General features: G+C 65.5%; 20 protein-coding genes. 12 read left to right on the forward strand and 8 right to left on the reverse strand.

Features of this window, described 5'->3' with window-relative positions; translation table 11 throughout:
- Window positions 1–5: 5 nt before the first annotated feature.
- From gmk to phoB, 10 genes are all read left to right on the forward strand, one after another.
- Window positions 6–653 carry a guanylate kinase gene (gmk, locus tag FDT80_RS03230; RefSeq protein WP_138660788.1) on the forward strand — a complete coding sequence of 216 codons (648 nt, stop codon included), beginning with the start codon at window positions 6–8 and terminating at the stop codon, window positions 651–653.
- On the forward strand, window positions 650–1,180 hold the full coding sequence (locus tag FDT80_RS03235; RefSeq protein WP_138660789.1) for a gamma carbonic anhydrase family protein: 531 nt from the start codon (window positions 650–652) through the stop codon (window positions 1,178–1,180). Before gmk ends, FDT80_RS03235 begins: the two co-directional genes overlap by 4 nt.
- Complete coding sequence (locus FDT80_RS03240) at window positions 1,180–2,367, forward strand: trans-sulfuration enzyme family protein (RefSeq protein ID WP_138660790.1); 1,188 nt, start codon at window positions 1,180–1,182, stop codon at window positions 2,365–2,367. Before FDT80_RS03235 ends, FDT80_RS03240 begins: the two co-directional genes overlap by 1 nt.
- 4 nt (window positions 2,368–2,371) lie before the next feature.
- Window positions 2,372–3,430, forward strand: a complete 1,059-nt coding sequence (locus tag FDT80_RS03245; RefSeq protein ID WP_138660791.1) for a sensor histidine kinase — start codon at window positions 2,372–2,374, stop codon at window positions 3,428–3,430.
- 310 nt (window positions 3,431–3,740) lie between these two features.
- Complete coding sequence (locus FDT80_RS03250) at window positions 3,741–4,781, forward strand: substrate-binding domain-containing protein (protein ID WP_138660792.1); 1,041 nt, start codon at window positions 3,741–3,743, stop codon at window positions 4,779–4,781.
- A gap of 114 nt (window positions 4,782–4,895) precedes the next feature.
- Entirely contained in the window at window positions 4,896–6,410 is a 1,515-nt protein-coding gene (pstC, locus tag FDT80_RS03255; RefSeq protein ID WP_138660793.1) for a phosphate ABC transporter permease subunit PstC, read from the forward strand.
- A complete protein-coding gene (pstA, locus tag FDT80_RS03260) occupies window positions 6,407–7,762 on the forward strand; it encodes a phosphate ABC transporter permease PstA (protein WP_138660794.1) in 1,356 nt (451 codons plus the stop codon). Before pstC ends, pstA begins: the two co-directional genes overlap by 4 nt.
- Before the next feature lie 15 nt (window positions 7,763–7,777).
- Complete coding sequence (gene pstB / locus FDT80_RS03265; RefSeq protein WP_138660795.1) at window positions 7,778–8,575, forward strand: phosphate ABC transporter ATP-binding protein PstB; 798 nt, start codon at window positions 7,778–7,780, stop codon at window positions 8,573–8,575.
- Between the two features lie 5 nt (window positions 8,576–8,580).
- Window positions 8,581–9,282, forward strand: coding sequence for a phosphate signaling complex protein PhoU (gene phoU, locus FDT80_RS03270; RefSeq protein WP_138660796.1), 702 nt, complete (start codon window positions 8,581–8,583; stop codon window positions 9,280–9,282).
- Window positions 9,283–9,295: 13 nt separating this feature from the next.
- Window positions 9,296–9,985, forward strand: coding sequence for a phosphate regulon transcriptional regulator PhoB (gene phoB / locus FDT80_RS03275; RefSeq protein ID WP_138660797.1), 690 nt, complete (start codon window positions 9,296–9,298; stop codon window positions 9,983–9,985).
- 78 nt (window positions 9,986–10,063) lie between these two features.
- Here the strand turns inward: phoB and FDT80_RS03280 are convergent, their stop codons facing one another.
- The 8 genes from FDT80_RS03280 to FDT80_RS03315 form a co-directional block, all read right to left on the reverse strand.
- A complete protein-coding gene (locus FDT80_RS03280) occupies window positions 10,064–11,068 on the reverse strand; it encodes a type II secretion system F family protein (RefSeq protein WP_170311771.1) in 1,005 nt (334 codons plus the stop codon).
- Window positions 11,069–11,084: 16 nt separating this feature from the next.
- Complete coding sequence (locus FDT80_RS03285; protein ID WP_138660799.1) at window positions 11,085–12,059, reverse strand: type II secretion system F family protein; 975 nt, start codon at window positions 12,057–12,059, stop codon at window positions 11,085–11,087.
- A gap of 5 nt (window positions 12,060–12,064) precedes the next feature.
- Complete coding sequence (locus FDT80_RS03290; RefSeq protein ID WP_212733838.1) at window positions 12,065–13,522, reverse strand: TadA family conjugal transfer-associated ATPase; 1,458 nt, start codon at window positions 13,520–13,522, stop codon at window positions 12,065–12,067.
- A gap of 16 nt (window positions 13,523–13,538) precedes the next feature.
- On the reverse strand, window positions 13,539–15,308 hold the full coding sequence (locus FDT80_RS03295) for a CpaE/TadZ family protein (RefSeq protein WP_138660800.1): 1,770 nt from the start codon (window positions 15,306–15,308) through the stop codon (window positions 13,539–13,541).
- Between the two features lie 11 nt (window positions 15,309–15,319).
- The gene (locus FDT80_RS03300; protein ID WP_138660801.1) at window positions 15,320–15,943 is read right to left on the reverse strand and encodes a TadE/TadG family type IV pilus assembly protein; all 624 of its coding nucleotides are present in this window, start codon (window positions 15,941–15,943) and stop codon (window positions 15,320–15,322) included.
- On the reverse strand, window positions 15,940–16,425 hold the full coding sequence (locus FDT80_RS03305; RefSeq protein WP_170311772.1) for a TadE/TadG family type IV pilus assembly protein: 486 nt from the start codon (window positions 16,423–16,425) through the stop codon (window positions 15,940–15,942). Before FDT80_RS03305 ends, FDT80_RS03300 begins: the two co-directional genes overlap by 4 nt.
- The gene (locus FDT80_RS03310; protein ID WP_170311773.1) at window positions 16,422–17,885 is read right to left on the reverse strand and encodes a pilus assembly protein TadG-related protein; all 1,464 of its coding nucleotides are present in this window, start codon (window positions 17,883–17,885) and stop codon (window positions 16,422–16,424) included. The genes FDT80_RS03305 and FDT80_RS03310 overlap by 4 nt, the downstream gene beginning before the upstream one ends.
- 94 nt (window positions 17,886–17,979) lie before the next feature.
- Window positions 17,980–18,183, reverse strand: a complete 204-nt coding sequence (locus FDT80_RS03315; protein ID WP_246039819.1) for a Flp family type IVb pilin — start codon at window positions 18,181–18,183, stop codon at window positions 17,980–17,982.
- A 357-nt stretch (window positions 18,184–18,540) separates the two neighbouring features.
- Here FDT80_RS03315 and FDT80_RS03320 point away from each other — a divergent pair, with 357 nt between their 5' ends.
- Together FDT80_RS03320 and FDT80_RS03325 are read left to right on the forward strand one after the other, a co-directional pair.
- A complete protein-coding gene (locus FDT80_RS03320) occupies window positions 18,541–19,437 on the forward strand; it encodes a helix-turn-helix transcriptional regulator (RefSeq protein WP_138660804.1) in 897 nt (298 codons plus the stop codon).
- Window positions 19,438–19,440: 3 nt separating this feature from the next.
- The gene (locus FDT80_RS03325) at window positions 19,441–19,932 is read left to right on the forward strand and encodes an A24 family peptidase (RefSeq protein WP_138660805.1); all 492 of its coding nucleotides are present in this window, start codon (window positions 19,441–19,443) and stop codon (window positions 19,930–19,932) included.
- Window positions 19,933–19,954: the final 22 nt, after the last annotated feature.

Consider the following 19,954-nt stretch of genomic DNA (forward strand, 5'->3'; position numbering starts at 1 on the left):
CCCCGGTGACAACAGCAAGACGGCGCGGCCTTCTGATCATCCTCAGCTCGCCTTCGGGGGCGGGCAAATCGACGCTGGCGCGGCGCCTGCGCGACTGGGATCCCGAGATCGCCTTTTCCGTGTCCGCCACCACCCGCGCACCGCGCCCGGGCGAGGTGGATGGCCGCGAATACCACTTCACCTCCGAGGCGGAGTTCAAGAGCATGGTGGCCGATGGCGAGATGCTCGAACATGCGCATGTCTTCGGCAATTTCTACGGCAGCCCGCGCGGCCCGGTCCAGGCCGCCATCGACGCGGGCCGTGACGTCCTGTTCGATATCGACTGGCAGGGCGCGCAGCAGATCACCAATTCGTCGCTGGGTGCGCACACGCTGTCGATCTTTCTGCTGCCGCCCTCGATCGCGGAACTGCGCGCGCGGCTGGAAAGGCGCGGCCAGGACGATCCCGAGACGATCCGGCGCCGGATGGAGAAATCCTGGGACGAGATCAGCCACTGGGGCGGCTATGATTTCGTGCTGATCAACGACGATCTGGACCAGACCGAGGCACGGCTGAAAACCATCGTCACCGCCACCCGGCTGCGCCGCAGCCAGCAACCGGGGCTGACCGACCACGTGCGCGCCCTGCAAACCGAATTCGAGGACCTGACATGACCCTGTATACCCTTGGCACCAAAACCCCCGCCCTGCATGCCGACACCTGGGTCGCGCCCGATGCCAACCTGATCGGCGCAGTGGTTCTGGATGCGGGGGCGTCGGTCTGGTTCGGCGCCACCCTGCGCGGCGATAACGAACTGATCCGCGTCGGCGCCGGCAGCAACGTTCAGGAAAACTGCGTGCTGCACACCGACATGGGTCATCCCCTGACGATCGGCGAGCATTGCACCATCGGACACAAGGTCATGCTGCACGGCTGCGCGATCGGCAACAACACCCTGATCGGCATGGGCGCCACCATCCTCAACGGCGCGAAGATCGGCAAGAACTGCCTGATCGGCGCGGGCGCCCTCATCACCGAAGGCAAGGTGATCCCGGATGGCAGCCTCGTGATGGGGGCCCCCGGCAAGGTGGTGCGCGAGCTGGACGCCAAGGCGATCCAGATGCTGACCGCCAGCGCCAAGAGCTACCAAGACAACATGCGTCGGTTCCGCGACGAAATGACAGAAATGAAAGCCCGATAATGAAGAACGAAAAAGCCTCGCTTGTCCGTCCCGATGCGCTGCCCGCCAGCGCCAGCCGTCCGGTCGTCACCCCGCTCAGCCCGTCGGTGGTCTATGCCTCCGACACGCCCGACATGCTGGACGCGCAATACGAAGGCAAGCTGCACGGCTATACCTATTCGCGCGAAGGCCACCCCAATGCCGACGTCGTCGGCCGCCGGCTTGACCGGATGGAGCACGCCCCGCACCCCGGCGTCGTGACCGCCAGCGGAATGGCGGCGGTGTCGGCGGTGCTGCTGGGGTTGATGCGGTCGGGCGACCACGTGATCGGCGGCAACCAGCTTTATGGCCGCTCGCTGCGCATGATGAACGAGGACCTGCCGCGCCTGGGCATCGCCACCACGCTGGTGAACCCCGGCGATGTGACGGCCGTGCGCGCCGCCATCCGCCCCGAAACCAGGATGATCCTTGTCGAGGTGGTATCGAACCCGACGCTGGCGGTGGCCGACATCGCCGGGCTGGCGGCCTTGGCGCGCGAGGCGGGCGTGCTGCTGGTGGTGGACAACACCTTTACCACCCCGCGTGCCTTCAAACCTTTCGAACAGGGCGCCGACATCGTCATCCACTCGCTGACCAAGCTGTTGGCGGGCCATTCCGACGTGATGCTGGGCTGGGTCGCCGCGGCGGATGCGGCGTTGAATGACCGGCTGCGTGTCTTCGCCGTGACCTCCGGCATGACGCCCAGCCCCTTTGACTGCTGGCTGGCCGAACGTGGCATGCTCAGCTTCGATCTGCGGTTCGACCGCGCACAGGCGACAGCCGCCCGGCTGGCCGATCACCTTGCGGGTCTCAAGGGCGTCAGGCGCGTGCTCTATCCCGCGCGCGCCGATCATCCCGATCACGCCCGCGCGGCAGAGTTGCTCGACGGGCAGTTCTGCAACATGGTCAGCTTCGAACTGGACGGCGGGCGTACGGCGGCCAATGCCTTCACCCGCGGGGCCGAGGGCCTCAGCTTTGCCCCCACACTGGGCGACGTGGGCACGACGATCTCGCATCCCGCGTCCTCCTCCCACCGGGGCATGACGGCGGACGCCCGCGAAGCCCTGGGCATGAGCGAAGGCTTCTTCCGCATCTCGGTCGGTCTGGAAGACCCGGTGACGCTGTGCGATGTGTTCACCACGGCCGTCGCGGCGGCGATGGACGCCTGACCCGATGACGCCGGCGGCTCTCAGCGATCTGATCGCCGCGATGCCGCTGGCCGCGCTTGCCATCGACGGGGCAGAACGGATCGTCGCGCCCAACCGGCAGGCCCGCAGGCTGCTGGGGCAGGCGATCGAGGGGCGGCACTTTGTGACCATGCTGCGCCAGCCCGCGCTGATCGACGCGATCGAGGGTGTGCTGCGTGACGGAACCCGGCGCGAGGCGCCCTATCTTGGCAACGACGGCGCGCAGGACACGGCCTTTCGCGTGACCTGCCGCGCCGTGCCGCAGATGCGCCTGGTGCTGGTGTGCTTTTCCGATATCACCCGCGAGGAACAGGCAGGCCAGATGCGCCGCGATTTCGTCGCCAATGTCAGCCACGAACTGCGCACCCCGCTGACCGCGCTGATGGGATTCATCGAAACCCTGCGCGGACCCGCCCGCAACGACGCCGCCGCCCGCGACCGGTTTCTCGACATCATGGAGGGCGAGGCCGGGCGCATGAACCGGCTGGTGGGCGATCTTCTGTCGCTCAGCCGGGTGGAGGACGACGAGCGCGTTCGCCCGCGCACCCGCATCGACCTGATCGAGACGCTGACGGCGGTGCTGCGCACGCTGGCTCCCCTGGCGCAAGAGGCGAAGGTGACGCTGGACGCCGATCTGGGCACCCCCCCCGTCTGGATGACCGGAGACGCGGACCAGGTGATGCAGGTCTTCACCAACCTGATCGAAAACGCGATCAAATACGGTGGCTCAGGCGGGCGCGTCACCCTGGATCTGGTCCGCACCGACCGCGATCCGGCCCTGCGCGCGCCCGGCGTGCGGGTGCATGTGATCGACTACGGCCCCGGCATCGACGCCGTGCACCTGCCGCGCCTGACCGAACGGTTCTACCGCGCCGACAGCCACCGCAGCCGCGCGCTTGGCGGCACCGGTCTGGGGCTGGCCATCGTCAAGCATATCGTTAACCGCCACCGCGGGCGCCTGCATGTCCAGAGCGAACCGGGGCAGGGCGCGCGGTTCACCGTCGTGCTGCCGACGGACCCCGGCCCGGACCAGACGGCATCGTGATCCGCCGGCGACGGGCCACCGCCCCGCCGCGCGGCCCCGTGACGTATCTTTTTGCGTCAAAGACCTCCGGGGTCGGGGCAGACCACCTCCGGGGTCGGGGCAGACCACCTCCGGGGTCGGGGCAGACCACCTCCGGGGTCGGGGCAGACCCCCGATCCGGCCTCGAAATCGGCGCCAGCCCGCCCCCCCGGGACAGGGTGTCATAAAACCGTTACACAACTGTCACAAAAGCATTGCCGGACGTCCCTAGGACGGGTCCAAGATCATCATGGGGTGATCACGAATGATTCTGATCCAAGCAGGAGACACCATGTCTTTCACAAAATTCGCAGCCTCCGCGCTGGCCATGGCCGCCGTATCCGCAACCGCCGCGGCCGCCCGCGACCAGGTCCAGATCGCCGGGTCCTCCACCGTGCTGCCCTACGCGTCCATCGTCGCCGAAGCCTTCGGCGAAAACTTCGACTTCCCGACACCGGTCGTGGAATCGGGTGGCTCCTCGGCCGGTCTCAAGCGCTTTTGCGAAGGTGTGGGCGAGAACACGATCGACATCGCCAACGCCTCGCGCGCGATTCGCGAAAATGAAATCAAGGCCTGCGCCGAAAACGGCGTGACCGACATCATCGAAGTGCGCATCGGCTATGACGGCATCGTGTTCGCCAGCCAGCAGGGCGGCCCGGCCTTCACCGCCTTCGAACCCGCGCAGTGGTACATGGCGATGGCCGCCGAGATGCCAGTGGACGGCACAATGATCGCCAACCCCAACACCAACTGGAGCCAAATCGACAGCGCGCTGCCCGATGCGCCGATCATGGCCTTCATCCCCGGCACCAAGCACGGCACCCGTGAAGTGTTCGAGGAAAAGGTGATCCTGCAAGGCTGCGAGGACAGCGGCGCGATGCAGGCGATGCTGGACATGGGCATGGATGAAGACGCGGCCGAAGGCGCCTGCATGGCGGTGCGCACCGACGGTCTGGCGGTGGACATCGACGGCGATTACACCGAAACGCTGGCGCGCATCGAAAGCAACACCAACGGCGTCGGCGTCTTTGGCCTCGCCTTCTACGAAAACAACACCGACAAGCTCAAGGTGTCTACGATGGGTGGCGTCGTCCCCTCGACCGAGACGATTTCGACCGGCGAATACCCGGTGTCGCGTCCGCTGTACTTCTACATCAAGAAGGCCCACATCGGCGTCATCCCCGGGCTCAAGGACTTTGCGGAATTCTTTGTCGCCGACGAGATCGCTGGCCCCGACGGCCCGCTGTCGGACTACGGCCTGGTCGCGGACCCGGCGCTGGCCGACACCCAGGACATCGTCGCCGACGAAACGGTGATCGGCGGCGGCGCCTGATCCCGCCGACCGCGACAGAAAACGGAAAACGGGGAGGCATGTCACGGCTCCCCGTTTTCATTCCCGGACGACAGGCTGTATACGACCTGCGACACAGACCATTCGGAGCATGAGATGAACGCAGCGCAATCCAGTGGGGTCTTCGGCCTCGGCCCGACCGGCTTGGTCGTGCTGGCGGTGATCGTCCTCGCGGCGGCAGGCTTCGTGCTCGCGCGGGCCCGTGCGATGGCCTCGGCGGGCGGCGATGCGCGGCGGCTGCATTCCCTGCCGAACTACTATGGCTACAACGCCGCGATGATGATCGCCGTGCCGGCGCTCGGCGTTCTGGTCATCTGGCTGCTGGCGCAACCGGCGCTGGTGCAGAACGCCGTGCTTGACCTGATCCCGCAACGCGCCATCGCCGAAGGATCGTCGATCAACCTGGTGATGAGCGATGTGCGCCGCCTGGCCGAAGGGCTGGACGTGGCCGTCGCCGCCGGCGCGCTGAGCGCGGACGAGGCCGCCGATATCGTCGCGACAGGCACCGACATCCGCGCGGTGCTGGGCAATGTCGGGGTGGCGCTCGGCTCTGACGTGGACCCTGAAATCCTTGCTGCCGCGCAGGAATACCGCAGTCTCAGCCGGCTGTGGTCCTGGGTCATGGTGGCGGTGGTCTTGTCGCTGGCGCTGGCGGGGATGGCGATCGCCCTGCGCAGCGCGCGCGCCGGTTTTCGCGCCCGCAACGCGGTGGAACGCGGCGTGCTGTGGCTTTTGATCCTTGCCGCGTCGCTGGCGATCCTGACCACCGTTGGCATCGTGCTGTCGATGCTGTTCGAGACGGTCAACTTCTTTTCCCTGCACCCCTGGCAGGACTTCTTCCTGGGCACCACATGGGCGCCGAACTTTCGCGGCAATAGCGAATTGTCGATCCTGCCGCTTCTGTGGGGCACGCTCTACATCGCGTTCATCGCCCTTGTGGTGGCGGTGCCGATCGGCCTCTTTGCCGCGATCTACCTGTCGGAATATGCCGGTCCGCGCCTGCGGTCGGTGGCCAAGCCGCTGCTGGAAATTCTCGCCGGGATCCCGACCATCGTCTATGGCCTGTTCGCGCTGCTGACCGTGGGTCCGGCGCTGGTGACGCTTTTCGGCCGCGGCGAAGAGGGGCTCTTGGGACTGACCTGGATGACCGGCGCCACATCGGTGCTGACCGCGGGTCTGGTGATGGGGATCATGCTGATCCCCTTCGTGTCGTCGCTGTCGGACGACATCATCAACGCGGTGCCGCAAAGCCTGCGCGACGGGTCGTTCGGCCTGGGCGCCACCCATTCCGAGACGATCCGCCAGGTGGTGCTGCCCGCCGCGCTGCCCGGTATCGTGGGCGCCGTGCTGCTGGCCGCCAGCCGCGCCATCGGCGAGACCATGATCGTGGTGCTGGGCGCGGGCGCCATCGCCAAGATATCGGCCAATCCGCTCGAGGCGATGACCACCATCACCACCCGCATCGTCAGCCAGCTGACCGGTGACACGGATTTTGCCAGCCCCGAAACGCTGGTGGCCTTCGCGCTTGGCCTCACGCTCTTTGTTCTGACGCTGGGGCTGAATGTGCTGGCGCTTTATATCGTGCGAACCTACCGGGAGCAGTACGAATGACCGATATGACCAACGCCGCCGCCCCGGCGGCCGCGCCGAAATCGTCGCTGTTGCAGCAAGACGCCCGCACCCGCAGACGCAATGCCGCCGAAACCCGGTTCAAGGCCTATGGCATCGCCGCCATTGCCGTGGGCCTCGTGATGCTGGCGATCCTGCTGGTCACCATCGTGGGGCGCGGGACCGGCGCCTTCACCCAGACTTTCATCACGCTCGAGGTCGCATTGCCCGCCGACACGCTCGACAAGAAGGGCAACCGCGACCCCGAAGAGATGAAGAAGGTCTCGACCTTCGGATACAAGCCGCTGCTGGCGCAGGCCTTCGAGGCCAAGATCGCCGCGACCGGCGGGCTCGACAGCGATCTCGACCCTAAGAAGATGGCCGGCATCCTGTCCGACAGCGCCCCGGCGCAATTGCGCGACTTCGTGCTGGCCGACCCTTCCGTGCTGGACCGGACGGTCGCGTTCGAATTTCTCGCCTCCAGCCGCGTCGATGGCTACATGAAAGGCCGCGTAAGCCGCGACAGCATCGCGCAAGACAAGAACATCAGCGTGGAACAGCTTGATTTCGTGGACAAACTGATCGCCGAGGGCAGTCTGGAAAAACGCTTCAACCTCGACTTCATCACCGGTTCCGATGCCTCAGACGCGCGGCCAGAGGCGGCCGGCATGGGCGTCAGCATGGTGGGGTCGTTCTTCATGATGCTGGTGGTGCTGACACTGGCCCTGCCGATCGGGGTTGCGGCCTCCATCTACCTTGAGGAATTCGCACCGAAAAACTGGATCACCGACGTCATCGAAGTCAATATCTCGAACCTCGCCGCCGTGCCGTCGATCGTGTTCGGCATCCTCGGCCTTGCGGTGTTCATCAACTACATGCACCTGCCCAATTCGGCCCCGCTGGTCGGCGGTCTGGTCCTGACGCTGATGACGCTGCCGACGATCATCATCTCGACCCGGGCCTCGCTGAAATCGGTGCCGCCGTCGATTCGCGACGCGGCGCTCGGGGTCGGCGCATCCAAGATGCAGTCGGTGTTCCATCATGTGCTGCCGCTGGCCGCGCCGGGCATCCTGACCGGCACGATCATCGGGCTGGCGCAGGCGCTTGGCGAAACCGCGCCGCTGCTGCTCATCGGGATGGTGGGCTTCATCGCCTCGAACCCGCCCGACAGCATCGCCTCGGGCCTGCTGGATCCGAACTCGGCCATGCCCGCGCAGATCTATGAATGGGCGAAACGCGCCGATCCCGCGTTCTATGAACGCGCCTGGGGCGGCATCATCATCCTGCTGGTGTTTCTGGTCACGATGAACACCATCGCGGTACTTCTGCGCCGCCGCTTTGAACGCCGCTGGTAAAAGGGGTAGACCGCAATGAATGACATGAGACTATCGGAGAGAGCCGTGGACGCCCAGAACATCAAGATCGCGGCCCGCAACGTGCAGGTCTATTACGGCGACAACCACGCCATCAAGGACGTCAGCGTCGACATAGAGGACAAGACCGTGACCGCCTTCATCGGGCCGTCGGGCTGTGGCAAGTCGACCTTTCTGCGCTGCATCAACCGGATGAACGACACCATCGACATCTGCCGCGTCGAGGGCGACATCCTGATCGATGGCGAGGACATCTATGACCGCGAGGTCGATCCGGTGCAGTTGCGCGCCAAGGTGGGGATGGTGTTCCAGAAACCCAACCCCTTCCCGAAGTCGATCTATGACAACGTGGCCTACGGCCCGCGCATCCACGGGCTGTCGCGCGGCAAATCCGACCTGGATGACATCGTGGAGCGCGCCCTGCGCCGCGCCGCCATCTGGGACGAGGTCAAAGACCGCCTGAGCGCGCCCGGCACCGGCCTGTCGGGGGGGCAACAGCAGCGCCTGTGCATCGCGCGCGCCGTGGCCACCGAACCCGAGGTCCTGCTGATGGACGAACCATGCTCGGCGCTCGACCCGATCGCCACTGCGCAGGTCGAGGAACTGATCGACGAGTTGCGGCAGAACTATTCGGTCGTGATCGTCACCCATTCGATGCAGCAGGCCGCGCGCGTCAGCCAGAAGACCGCGTTTTTCCACCTTGGGCACCTCGTCGAATACGGCGAGACGGGCCATATATTCACCAACCCCGAAGACCCCCGCACCGAAAGCTACATCACCGGCCGGATAGGATAAGACCCATGCAGGACCAACATATTGCTTCCGCCTTTGACCGTGACCTCGAGGCGATCCAGGCGCAGATCATGAAAATGGGCGGCCTTGTCGAAGACGCGATCCGAAATGGCGCCAAGTCGCTGGATACGCGCGACGAGGAACTGGCCGATCAGGTGCGCCGCGGCGACCGGGTGATCGACGACCTCGAAGAGTTGATCAACGAGGAAGCCGCCCGCGTCATCGCCCTGCGCGCGCCCACCGCCCGCGACCTGCGCCTGATCCTGAGCGTCATCAAGATCAGCGCCAACCTCGAGCGGATCGGCGACTATGCGAAGAACATGGCCAAGCGCACCGGCGTTCTGGCCCAGATGGCGCCGGTCAGCGACAGCGCGGGCGCCCTGCGCCGCATGGCGCGCGAGGTCGAGAAGATGCTGAAGGATGCGCTTGACGCCTATATCCAGCGCGACGCGGAACTGGCGCTTGACGTAATCAACCGCGACACGGATGTGGACCAGATGTACAATGCGCTGTTCCGTGAATTTCTGACCTTCATGATGGAGGATCCGCGCAACATCACCGCCTGCATGCACCTGCATTTCATCGCAAAGAACGTTGAGCGGATGGGCGATCACGTCACCTCGATCGCCGAACAGGTGGTGTACCTGGTGACCGGGATGCACCCCGAGGATGCCAGGCCCAAGGCCGACAAGACCTCTGTCAAAGCCTGAAGGAGCGCGCATCATGCCAGCCGATCAACCGCGCGTTCTGGTGGTCGAGGACGAGCCCGCGCAGCGCGAGGTGCTGGCCTACAACCTGGAAGCGGAAGGCTTCGCGGTGAGCCGCGCGGTGGACGGCGAGGAAGCGCTGCTGCTGGTCGAGGAGGTCGCCCCCGACATCATCGTGCTGGACTGGATGATGCCCAAGCTCAGCGGGATAGAGGTCTGCCGCCGGCTGAAGATCCGGAGCGAGACGCGCGACATCCCCGTCATCATGCTGTCGGCGCGATCCGAGGACGTGGACCGCGTGCGCGGTCTCGAGACCGGGGCGGACGACTATGTGGTCAAACCCTATTCGGTGATCGAACTGATGGCGCGGGTGCGCGGCCAGTTGCGCCGCGTGCGTCCGGCGGCGGCGGGCGAGCGTCTGGAATACCAGGATATCGTGCTCGACGCGACCAGCCACCGGGTCAACCGCGGCGAGCACGAGCTGAAGCTGGGACCGACGGAGTTCCGGCTGCTGTCGACCTTCATGGAAAAGCCGGGCCGCGTGTTTTCGCGCGATCAACTGCTGGACCTGGTCTGGGGCCGCGACATCTATGTCGATACCCGTACCGTGGATGTGCATATCGGACGGCTGCGCAAGGCCTTGACCCAATACGGCGGATCGGACCCGCTGCGCACCGTGCGCGGTGCCGGATACGCGCTGGGATAGCCGGCCCGCGCTGCGGAATTTTTGAGACGTCCGGTCCGTTTCCTTTGCAGGAGAACGATCAGGCGGCGCCGGGAAGCGCTAGAAGATCGCCATGTAGCGGATGATGATCGGCGTCAGCGTGATCAGGAACAGCGCGGGCAGCATCATCATCGACATCACCGCCGACATATGCACCGGCAACTTGTTGGCCTTTTCCTGCGCCGCCAGCTCGCGGTTTTCGCGCATTTCCTTGGCATAGACCCGCAATGCCGTCGTCAGGCTGGTGCCGAATTGCAGCGATTGCGCGACCACGGTGACGAAAGACACCGCCTCGGGGATACCCATGCGGCGCGCCATGTCCTCCATCGCCTGATTGCGGTCGCGCCCGGCCTGAATCTCGTGCTGGACCAGCAGCATTTCATACGCGATCTCGGGCGAGACGCGGCCGATCTCGGTGCCGACACGCGCCAGCGCGGCGTCAAAGCCAAGCCCGGATTCGACCGATATCTGCAACAGGTCCAGCGCGTTGGGAAACCCCTGACGGATTTTGTCGCGCCGGTTCGACACGCGCGATTTCAGCCAATACGCAGGGCCATAGAACCCGACCGCCGCCCCAACGGCGCAGATTTGAAACCGGCCCAAAAGCGAGATCGTATCAAGCCGGTCCGAAAGCACCTGCGGAAGCGCGTCCAGCCCCGCCAGAACCACCCACAGTCCCATCAGCATCGGCACCGCGCCCATCAGCGCCAATCGCACCAGGAAGAAGTCGCGCACCGCGTTCACGCCCTCGAACCCGATCGAGCCAAGCTGGTATTGCGTCTCGAGGAGCTGCTCTTGGTTGCTTGGAACGAGAGATTTCATCCACCCCGTGGGCCGCACCCCCTGCGCCTTGGTGATCTGCAGATTGCTGCCACCACCGGACCGGGCAGTGGCGGAGACCGACCCGGTTCCCGCGGACAACGCCCGGATACGGGCCGCAGCGCGGTCCTTCATCGTGACCAGCCCAAAGACCCCCAACGTGATCATCAGCAGCGAAAAGGCGATGGCGTAGTAGAGCATGTCGGCCTGGGCCGCCTCTATCACAAAGCCGAATTTGTCGAACATATCACTCATCCGGTCCTCAGATCTTGAAATTGACAAGCTTGCGCAGCGCCAGCGCGTTTCCCACCACCAGCAGAACGATGATCACGGCGATCGGTCGAAACAACGGATCATCGCTGACCCCGCCGTAGTAATCCGGCGCCGTGAACGACGTGGTCACGTAGATCCCCACCGGCAGCGCCGACAGAAGCAACGCCGAAATCCGCCCTTCGGATGAAATCGCCTTCACCCGCCGGCGCATCATGATGCGGTCGCGGATCACCTTGGACAGCACCCCCAGCATGTCGGCCAGATTGCCGCCCGTGCCATGCTGGATCGAAATCGACACCGACAGGTAATCCATGTCTTCCTGTTTCATCCGGTTGGCCAGATCGTTGAAGGCGTCGGTCAGATAGTCGCCCGCTGTGATCTGATCGGACAGCATGCGGAATTCCTGGCCGATCGGGTCCGGCATCGTCTTGCCCACCGACCCGATGGTGACGCTGACAGGGTGCCCCACGCGCAGTCCGCGCTGCATCAGGTCCAGCGCATCGGGCAATTGATTGGCAAAGGTCTCCACCCGTTTCTTGCGCCGCGCATCGATGATCATCAGCGGCAGGCCGAACCCCATCGCCACGGCCCCCGCCAGACCCGGCAGCCCGGCCAGCACCAGCGCCGGGGCCGCAAGCACCAGCGTCAGCACCGCGCAGCCCAGCAACACCATCGTGGGCGACAGGTAGAGCCCGGCCTGCATCAGCCGCGTGTTCAGCCCGCCGACATAAGGGATGCGGTCGCTCCAGTGATGCGATTGCCTGCGGTGCACCAGTTCCTGCAGTTTGGCCTTGTCCGCCGACGGCTCGGCGCTGCCCAGCGCTTGCATCCGCGCGATCCGTTGGCGGTCTTCCCGGTTGCGCGGCGACAGGACCAGCGTCAGCGCCAAGAGCGCCAGCACGCAGCAGCCCGCGACCGCCAGCCAGAACATCCCGTCAAGATCTTGCGACAGCGTCGTGTCCATGGCGATCACCCGCCCGTCGCCTGAAAGCAGTCCGCAGCAAGATCGAACCCCGATGCGCGGATCTGCTCATAGCATTTCGGGCGGATGCCCGTCGGCGCCATGACGCCGATCACGTTGCCGTTTTCATCCACACCCGTCTTCTTGAAGGTGAAGATATCCTGCATCATCACCGTCTCGCCTTCGAGACCGACGATTTCGGAAATGCTCATCACCTTGCGGCTGCCATCGGCCAACCGGTTCAACTGTACCACGATCTGAATGCCCGCCGACACCTGCGCGCGGATCGCGGACATCGGGAAATCCGAACCGATCATCGACACCATCTGTTCCAACCGGCCAATGGCGTCGCGCGCGGTGTTGGCGTGGATCGTGGTCATCGACCCGTCGTGGCCGGTGTTCATCGCCTGCAGCATGTCAAAGGCTTCCGATCCGCGCACCTCTCCCACCACGATGCGGTCGGGACGCATCCGCAGCGCGTTGACCACCAGGTCGTGCTGGGTGATCCGACCGGTGCCTTCGGCATTGGCCGGGCGCGTCTCAAGGCGCACGACGTGATCTTGTTGCAACTGCAACTCCGCCGCGTCCTCGATCGTGACCATCCGGTGACGCGGATCGATGAAGCCCGACATCGCGTTCAGCATTGTGGTCTTGCCCGACCCCGTGCCGCCGGAAATCAGCGCATTCAGGCGCGCGTGGACCACCGCGTTCAGAAACTTGCCCGCCTGCGGCGACAGGGCGCCGAATTCGACCAGCTTTTCCATTTTCAGCGGCTTTTTGGAGAACTTCCGGATCGACAGGCTGGGCCCGTCGATGGCGCAGGGCCGGATGATCGCGTTGACGCGGCTGCCATCCTCCAGCCTGGCATCGACCCAGGGTTGGGATTCGTCGATGCGGCGGCCTACGCGGCTGACGATCTTGTCGATGATCCGCAACAGGTGGCGTTCGTCGCGAAACCGCACGGTCGTCCGCTCCAGCAATCCGCCCCGCTCGACGTAGACCTTTTCGAAGGAGTTCACCAGAATGTCCGAGATCGAGGCGTCGGCCAGCAGCGGCTCCAACGGCCCGAGACCCAGAACCTCGTCCATGAGCTCATCCACGATGCGGTTGAAATCGTGCCGCGGTATGACGTGGCCAACATCCTGCATGTGGGTCGCGGCGAGCGACGCGATTTCGCGGCGCAATTCCGATTTCTGCACCTTGTCCACGACGGCAAGGTTCAATTGGTCCAGCAGTTTTTCGTGCAGCTCGGCCTTGAGCGCCAGATTCTGATCGCCGTCTTGGCGCGCTGCGTCAGGCGTCGGGCCGGCCATCGGGCGGGCGGCCACCGGGGCCGGAGCGCTGGTCACGTCGAAATGGCCCTGCGCGGCGTCGTGGGGCTGCTGGTCGGCTGGCATCAACGATACCACGTTCGATCCAGCGGCAGGGGCGGAGACGGGCTTGGAACTGTGAAAACTCTTGAACATGATCTGGGGTGGTCCTTTATCTGTCTGTCTTGGTGCGGGCCGTGGCGCGGGGCAGGGTGCCCGCCAGGTTCTTGATCGCTTTGCACATGCCGGATCGGCGCGCGCTGACCAGCAGCGGCTGGCCCAGGTCGATGGATTTGCGCGCCGCGCGCGGATCCGACGGGATCCAGTGCGACAGCTGGCGGCCCAACACCCGCACCGCCTCCTTATGCGCCGCCGAGGGTGAAAACGGCCGCTTTTCGCGGTTCACGATGATGTCGATCGGAAGGGTCATGTGGTCTTCGGTGATCAGATCGATCAGGCGTTTCGTGGCGCGCACCGAAGGCACGGAAGTATCGGTCACCACCAGCGCGCGCGACGCGCGCGCCATCACCGGTTCCATCCAGTCCATGATCGCCTGGGGCAGGTCGATGATGATCTGGTCATACCGGGTCCGCAATTCATCCAGCAGCGCCGAGACCGTGTCGGGCGAAAGCGCGGTCAGCGGGGCGAATACATCCGGCGCGGGCAAAATGGCGAAGCCGCCGGAATGATCGACCATCGCGCGGTCCAGGAATTCCCCGTCGGGGTGCGATTGCGTCCGGATCAGATCGGCGAATGCGGTACAGTCGGGCACATCGCAAAAGGACCCGACATTGCCGTTCTGGATATCCAGATCGATCAGCGCCACGCGCGGGGCCACGGTGGCGCCCTTGGCCGGCACGGCCAGTTGTGCGGCCAGGTTGACCGCCAGTGTGGAGGCGCCGGCGCCGCCGCGCGCGCGCATCACGGCCACGATCCGCCCGGTCGCGCCGTCGCTGCCCGCATCCGTCAAAAAAGGCGCGGCCATTTCGGGCTTGGGCTGTTGTGGCGCTGCCGGTGCGGCAGGGGTCGCGCCCGCGGCAGGCGCGTATTGCGGCGTGTCGTCCCCGACCGGTGCGGCGGCCCGGTCCGGCGCGGGGCCGTTCGCGATCGGCGTGCGCGCGCGCAGCAGCGGCTCCGGCGTCGGCTCCCCGGCCTGCGGTGCGGGCATCGCGGGCGGCACGGCGCGCGGCTCCGCCGTTCGGGCGGTCGTCGGCTGGGGCGCCGCGTCGCGATGCTGCCCGGTCGCGGTGTCGGCGGCCGCGCGGCGCACGATCCGAAGGGCGGGCACGTCTTCGTCCTGCCAGATGTCATCTGCCTCGCCCGCGGCCGGGTCCGCCATCGGGGATGGCTGCGCGGTGCGGGCGGCGGGCGCGGCGCGGTTTGCCAGCGTGGCGTGGCGTATGAATTGCGCTGCCGGCGCCTGCTGATCCTCTCCCAGCGCATCAAGGCCGCCGGCCGCTGCCTTGGGGGGCGCGGGCGTCACGGACACCGCGGGGCGGGCCGGGGCCGCCATCGGCGCGCGGGTGCCCTGGCCCTCGCCATCCGTCTCACCGCCTGAGATCAGCGCGGAGATCGGCAGGACCTCGTCGACGCCCACCTGCCGCCAGACGCGGATGTCGTCGGGCGACGGCAGGTCCGGCACGAGCGCGAGGAACCGCGTCGTGTCGCGTTCCGCGATATCGAGCCCGCTGAGGGCGGCGAGGTCGCGCGGCGATTGGGGATCGGTCTCGAACACGCAGAAATCGAAATCGGCCAGATCGTGGATCCGGGCGGCGAGCGTGCTGGAGCGGCTTGTTACCGAAACGTCCGGTTCGGCCTCGAGCACATGAACGATCCGGTGGCTCAGGCCGCGCGACTGACACAGAACAAGGATCCGCGTGCGCGCGGTGTTTCGGTGGCCGGACCCGCCGGTGTTGTCAAATCGGGAATTGATAAACGACATCTTGATACTCCTCAGCGCAGGTCTTCCGACGGAAGGGACGCGCTCATGGACGGAAACGTGACCGTCGCGCCCAGATCGGACGCCTGTGTGGCACCGGCCATGGCGGCGAATGCGCCCAACGGTGAAATGAATTGAAATTGCAGGTCGACGATGTCGACCGAAACGATGGGCGCATAGGGCGCCCCCAGCCGGTTGAGCGCCGGATCGAAGCTATAGGCGAACTCGAGGTTTTCCGGCGTCGCGTTCACCGGCAAAAGCGGTTGCACCTGGCTCCAGATCCTGGCGGCAGTGGCGTTGCCGGATGTGCCGCGACAGGTGACAGTGGCGATCGTACTGCAGATCGCACTGCCCGCGCCACAGGACGTGCCATTGGGGATCAAGGAGGACATGCCGCCCACGCCCCGAGTCGTGACGTCGGCCAGACCGGTACAGACCGGTGCATTGACCACGGCGATGCGGGCCGCGCGCTCGGTCGCCTTTTCCGCCATCACGTAGCTGAAGCCGAGACGACCGAAGTCGATCAGGCCAAAGACCAGCAACAGGAAGATCGCCAGAACCACGGCGAATTCGACCATCGTGGCGCCGTCTTCGTCCGTGGCGAAGCGGGCCGGGGACATGATGCGACGCGACATCATGTGCCAAGCACCCGCGCCTGGTCGCGCACGACAGTCGTCACATCGTCCAGCGTCACGCCCACAAGGCGAAATATCCCCTTGAACGGATAGTCGATGGCCAGCGTCGCGGTCACGGCGGCGACCGGCACGGTGGCCTTCCGGTAATCGCCCGCCACGCACTCGAGCGTCGCGCTGACACCAACGATCCGGATCGACGCGGGGAAGAGCGTGTCACCCGACCGGGTGTCGCGCACGATCTCGGTCAGCTTGGTGTTCCAGCCGCTGACGGCGCCACCGCTGTCGCAGACATCCCCCGGCACCACGCGCGACAGATAGCGGGTCGCGTCGCGGACGCCCGTGATCGTGGTCTGATATCCCCAGAAGGTGCGGCTCGCCTCAAAGGTGAAGGCCACAAAGACCAGCGCCACGGGAACCAGCATGGCAAATTCGACCAGTGCGGCGCCGTCCTCGGCGCGCCAGAAACGGGGCAGGCGGCGCATCATTCCACCAGCCGCACGACATCGCGCACGTCCGTATCGAGGGTTCCGCCACCGCATTCGCCGCCAAGGCAGGCCGTGATCTCGACGTTGAAGCCGCCGGTTTCGGCCGGACCCAGCAAGAACACTTCGAAATATTCGCGCACCGGCGCGGAGCCGCCTGCGGATCCAAGCCCGCCATTCGAACAATCGATCCCTGCGACCACCATCAGGCGGCGCTCCGGATCCTGCGAGGAGAAGGGGTTGCACATCTGCGGCACAAAGCCCGATCCGCCCAGCAGCCCGCCGGCAAGCCCACCGACGATGCCGCCCAACAGGGAGCCGTCGGCGTCCGCCTCGACCTCGGCGCGGAAGAAATCGAAGCGCGTCGTCGCGTCCGGAAAGGGATCCGTGCCGCCGTAATGTGCATCGACGTAGGCCTGCCGCCCGAGCGAGAAATTTCCGTTGCCCTGCACACCACACGAACCGCTGGCCACGCAATCATCGGCCGGCAGGCTCAGATCGTCGTTCGAGGGCAGGATATCGAGCGGCAGGCACAGGCCCGCGATGTCGGTCTGGCCCGCCAGCACGTTGGGACCGGCGGAAAACGCGTCGATGCCCGACAGGCCGGAGACAAGGCCGTTGAATTCGCCGAACCGCGTGTTGATCGCATCCGTAAGGCCGGTGGCATCCACATCCGCCGAAATCCCGAGCCCCCTGGACCCGGAACAGGCGGAGGCAGGCTTTTGCGCCGCCAGCAGACAGGCCTCGAGCCCGGCGCCCGAGAGGCCCGCGCAGATGCTCAGCCCGTCAAGCTGGCTGGCGATCGTGTCGACGGCGCGGATGCCGCCGGGCAGCGTGGTGCCCACCCCGACATTGGGGTTGAGCACCAATGATGTGCCAATGCTGCTGGCGGCGGAGAAGTTCGCCGACGGCAGGCACATGGCCACGGGCGCGACGTCGCAGGCCTCGAGCGAGAACTCCGCGACGGCGGTGGCCATCACGCCGAACCGGTCGGCGCTGCGCCCCGACAGGCTGGCGGCGGCACCGCTCAGCGGTGTGATCACGTCGGTGTCGCCCATCAGCACCTGCACGAAGCGGGCCTGCGCGGGCGAGGTGGTCACGTTTTCGGGCGCGCGCACGAACCCGCCAGACGTGGCATCGTGTTTGAAAAAGGTCAGCGTGTAGCTGTTGGAGCCGCCCAGCACCTTGGCGCCATCGCCGTAGGTCTGGCTGTCCTCGATCAGATCGGCCGCGGCACGGGTCGCACGGGCGATGCTGTCGGGTGCCCCGTCCAATTCGGCAGCGGCGGCAAGGCTGACGCTGTCGGCGTAGGATTGCAGTTCGGACTGGGTCGTCGCGACCCGCCCGAAATCGAAGCTCAAGCCCAGGAGCCCCAGGAACACCACCAGCGCGACGGCCCAGAACACGAGGATGGCGCCATCCTCGTTCTCGACAAAGCGGTTTGATGTGGGGCGGGCGAACATACTGTCTGCGCTCCGAAAGTCAGGGACAAGGTTAAGAGAGGGCGCATCAAGCCCGACCGGACGTACCGGTCGGGACTTGGTGCGGGTGCGTGACTTACTCGGTCGGGGTGCGCGGCATCGCGGCACTTGCATCGCCCATGGTCAGGCCGATGTCGGTGCCCAGCGTGACCAGCGCACCGGCGCCGAGCGTCACGGCAAGGCCAAGCGCGATGCCGTATTCGACAAGCGTTGCACCGTCTTCGCAGTGGCGAAAGCGAATGAAGAGGTTCATCAGGCGGGTGGAGATCTGGTTGGTCATAGTCATAATCCTTGTGTACGATTTAAGCGACATGGGCCGCGGTCTGAGATCACCGACCACCATGTCTGTGTTCGGCAACTGTACGATCAATCTAGTGAACGGCAGGTAAGCCGGCATCGTTCAAATGGATGATAAATCAAGGCATTTTTACGGTTTTGTAAACACTGTGGAAAAAGCATCCATAGCATTGTTTTAAAACATTATTTATCGCCATATCGCGTCGCAAAATCTGTTGGAATCCGACGTTTTCATGGCCTGCCGGGCGGCAAATGCCGTATCCTCGCCACAAACTGGTCCTAGAAGCGTCAGGTCGCTTTGGCAGTCTGCAGGGCATCCTATTACAGAGTATGAGTTGATATGCCCCGTTCAGCAGACACCGCATCGTCAGATCCCGTTCGCTTTCCCACCGCTGCCCCCCTCGAAGTCCGGATAGAGCGTTCGTTCGCGCTGATTACCAAATGGGCGGCCGCGATGTCGGGGCATGGGGATTTCAACAAGATCGTCTCTGGTCTGATTGCACAGGTACAGGGCGCGAACCTTGTGGTCTACAGGCTTGCACTGGCGGATTTCACCCCGCGGATCATCGCCGCGGCCTGTGACCGCAGAGGTCAGACCCGGCCCGATCGGCCCGGTGTGGCGCTCGCGCGCTTCTTGCTGGACCGACACCGCGAAAGCGCCCTGCCGGGCACCATCTGGCGTCTCAGCGAACTGCGCGAGGATCCCCGCTTTGCGGCAAGCGCAGCCAACCGCGAATGGGCGCACCGCACCGAGATCTGCGAGGTCAGCCTGATCGTGATGGAACAGCAGGATGGCCATATCGACCTGATCGAGATCGCGTTCGAAACGCCGCCGAACCGGCACAAGCAACTCTCCACCTCTGTCATCACCAGGTCGCTGGCCGACGGGTGGGCGGCCCGCGCGCCAGGCATCGTGAGCCGCATGATCGCGGCGCAGGGCCGGATGCGAGGGTCCACCGCGGGCCATGACACGGATCACGCCAGCCCCTCCATTCTGGGCGGCTTCAACCCCTATAACCTCAGCCGGTCCGAGCAGCGGGTCTGCCATCTTCTTGCCGGCGGGCTCAAACCGCGCGAGATGGCGCAGGAACTGAATGTCTCGATCGCGACGATCCGCACACATCTGCGCAATGTCTATGCCAAGACGGGCGCCTCCGGTCAGGTCGAGGTGATGGCACGCCTGCACGCCGATACGCAGACCGAGCAGGACCAGCCAACGCTCAGCCGGGCCGGATAGCGCATGCCGGACGCGATCGCCAACCTGCAGGTTCCCGTGCTGCTGGGGCTTGTGCCGCTTCTTCTGGCGACCGCGCTGTTCGATCTGCGCCAGATGCGCATCCCGAATGTATTGGTGGGGGCCTACCTGTGTCTCTTCGCGGCGTCGCTGCTGACGCCCGGCAATCTTGACGGTGTGGCCCTGCGCCTGCTCGCGGCCGGGGTCGTTCTGGCGGTCGGGGTTGCGGGCTTTTCGTTCCACCTGCTGGGCGGCGGTGACGTCAAAGTGCTGTCCGCGCTGGTGTTGTTCATCCCTCACCAATGGCTTGCGGTCTTCGCGCTGTCATTGTCGGTGTCGCTGCTGGTCGGCATCGCGCTTGTCCAAGTCGTGCGGCTTGGCGCGGCCTCTCCGACCTCCCGCTGGGCCTTTTTGCGTGACACGCGGCGGTTTCCGATGGGCCTGTCCATCGCGATGGCAGGGCTGTCGCTGCCGATACTCAAGCTGACCCTTGGATGACGCAGGCGGGATGCCCGGTCAC

Source organism: Sulfitobacter sabulilitoris (genome assembly GCF_005887615.1).
GTDB lineage: Bacteria > Pseudomonadota > Alphaproteobacteria > Rhodobacterales > Rhodobacteraceae > Sulfitobacter_E > Sulfitobacter_E sabulilitoris.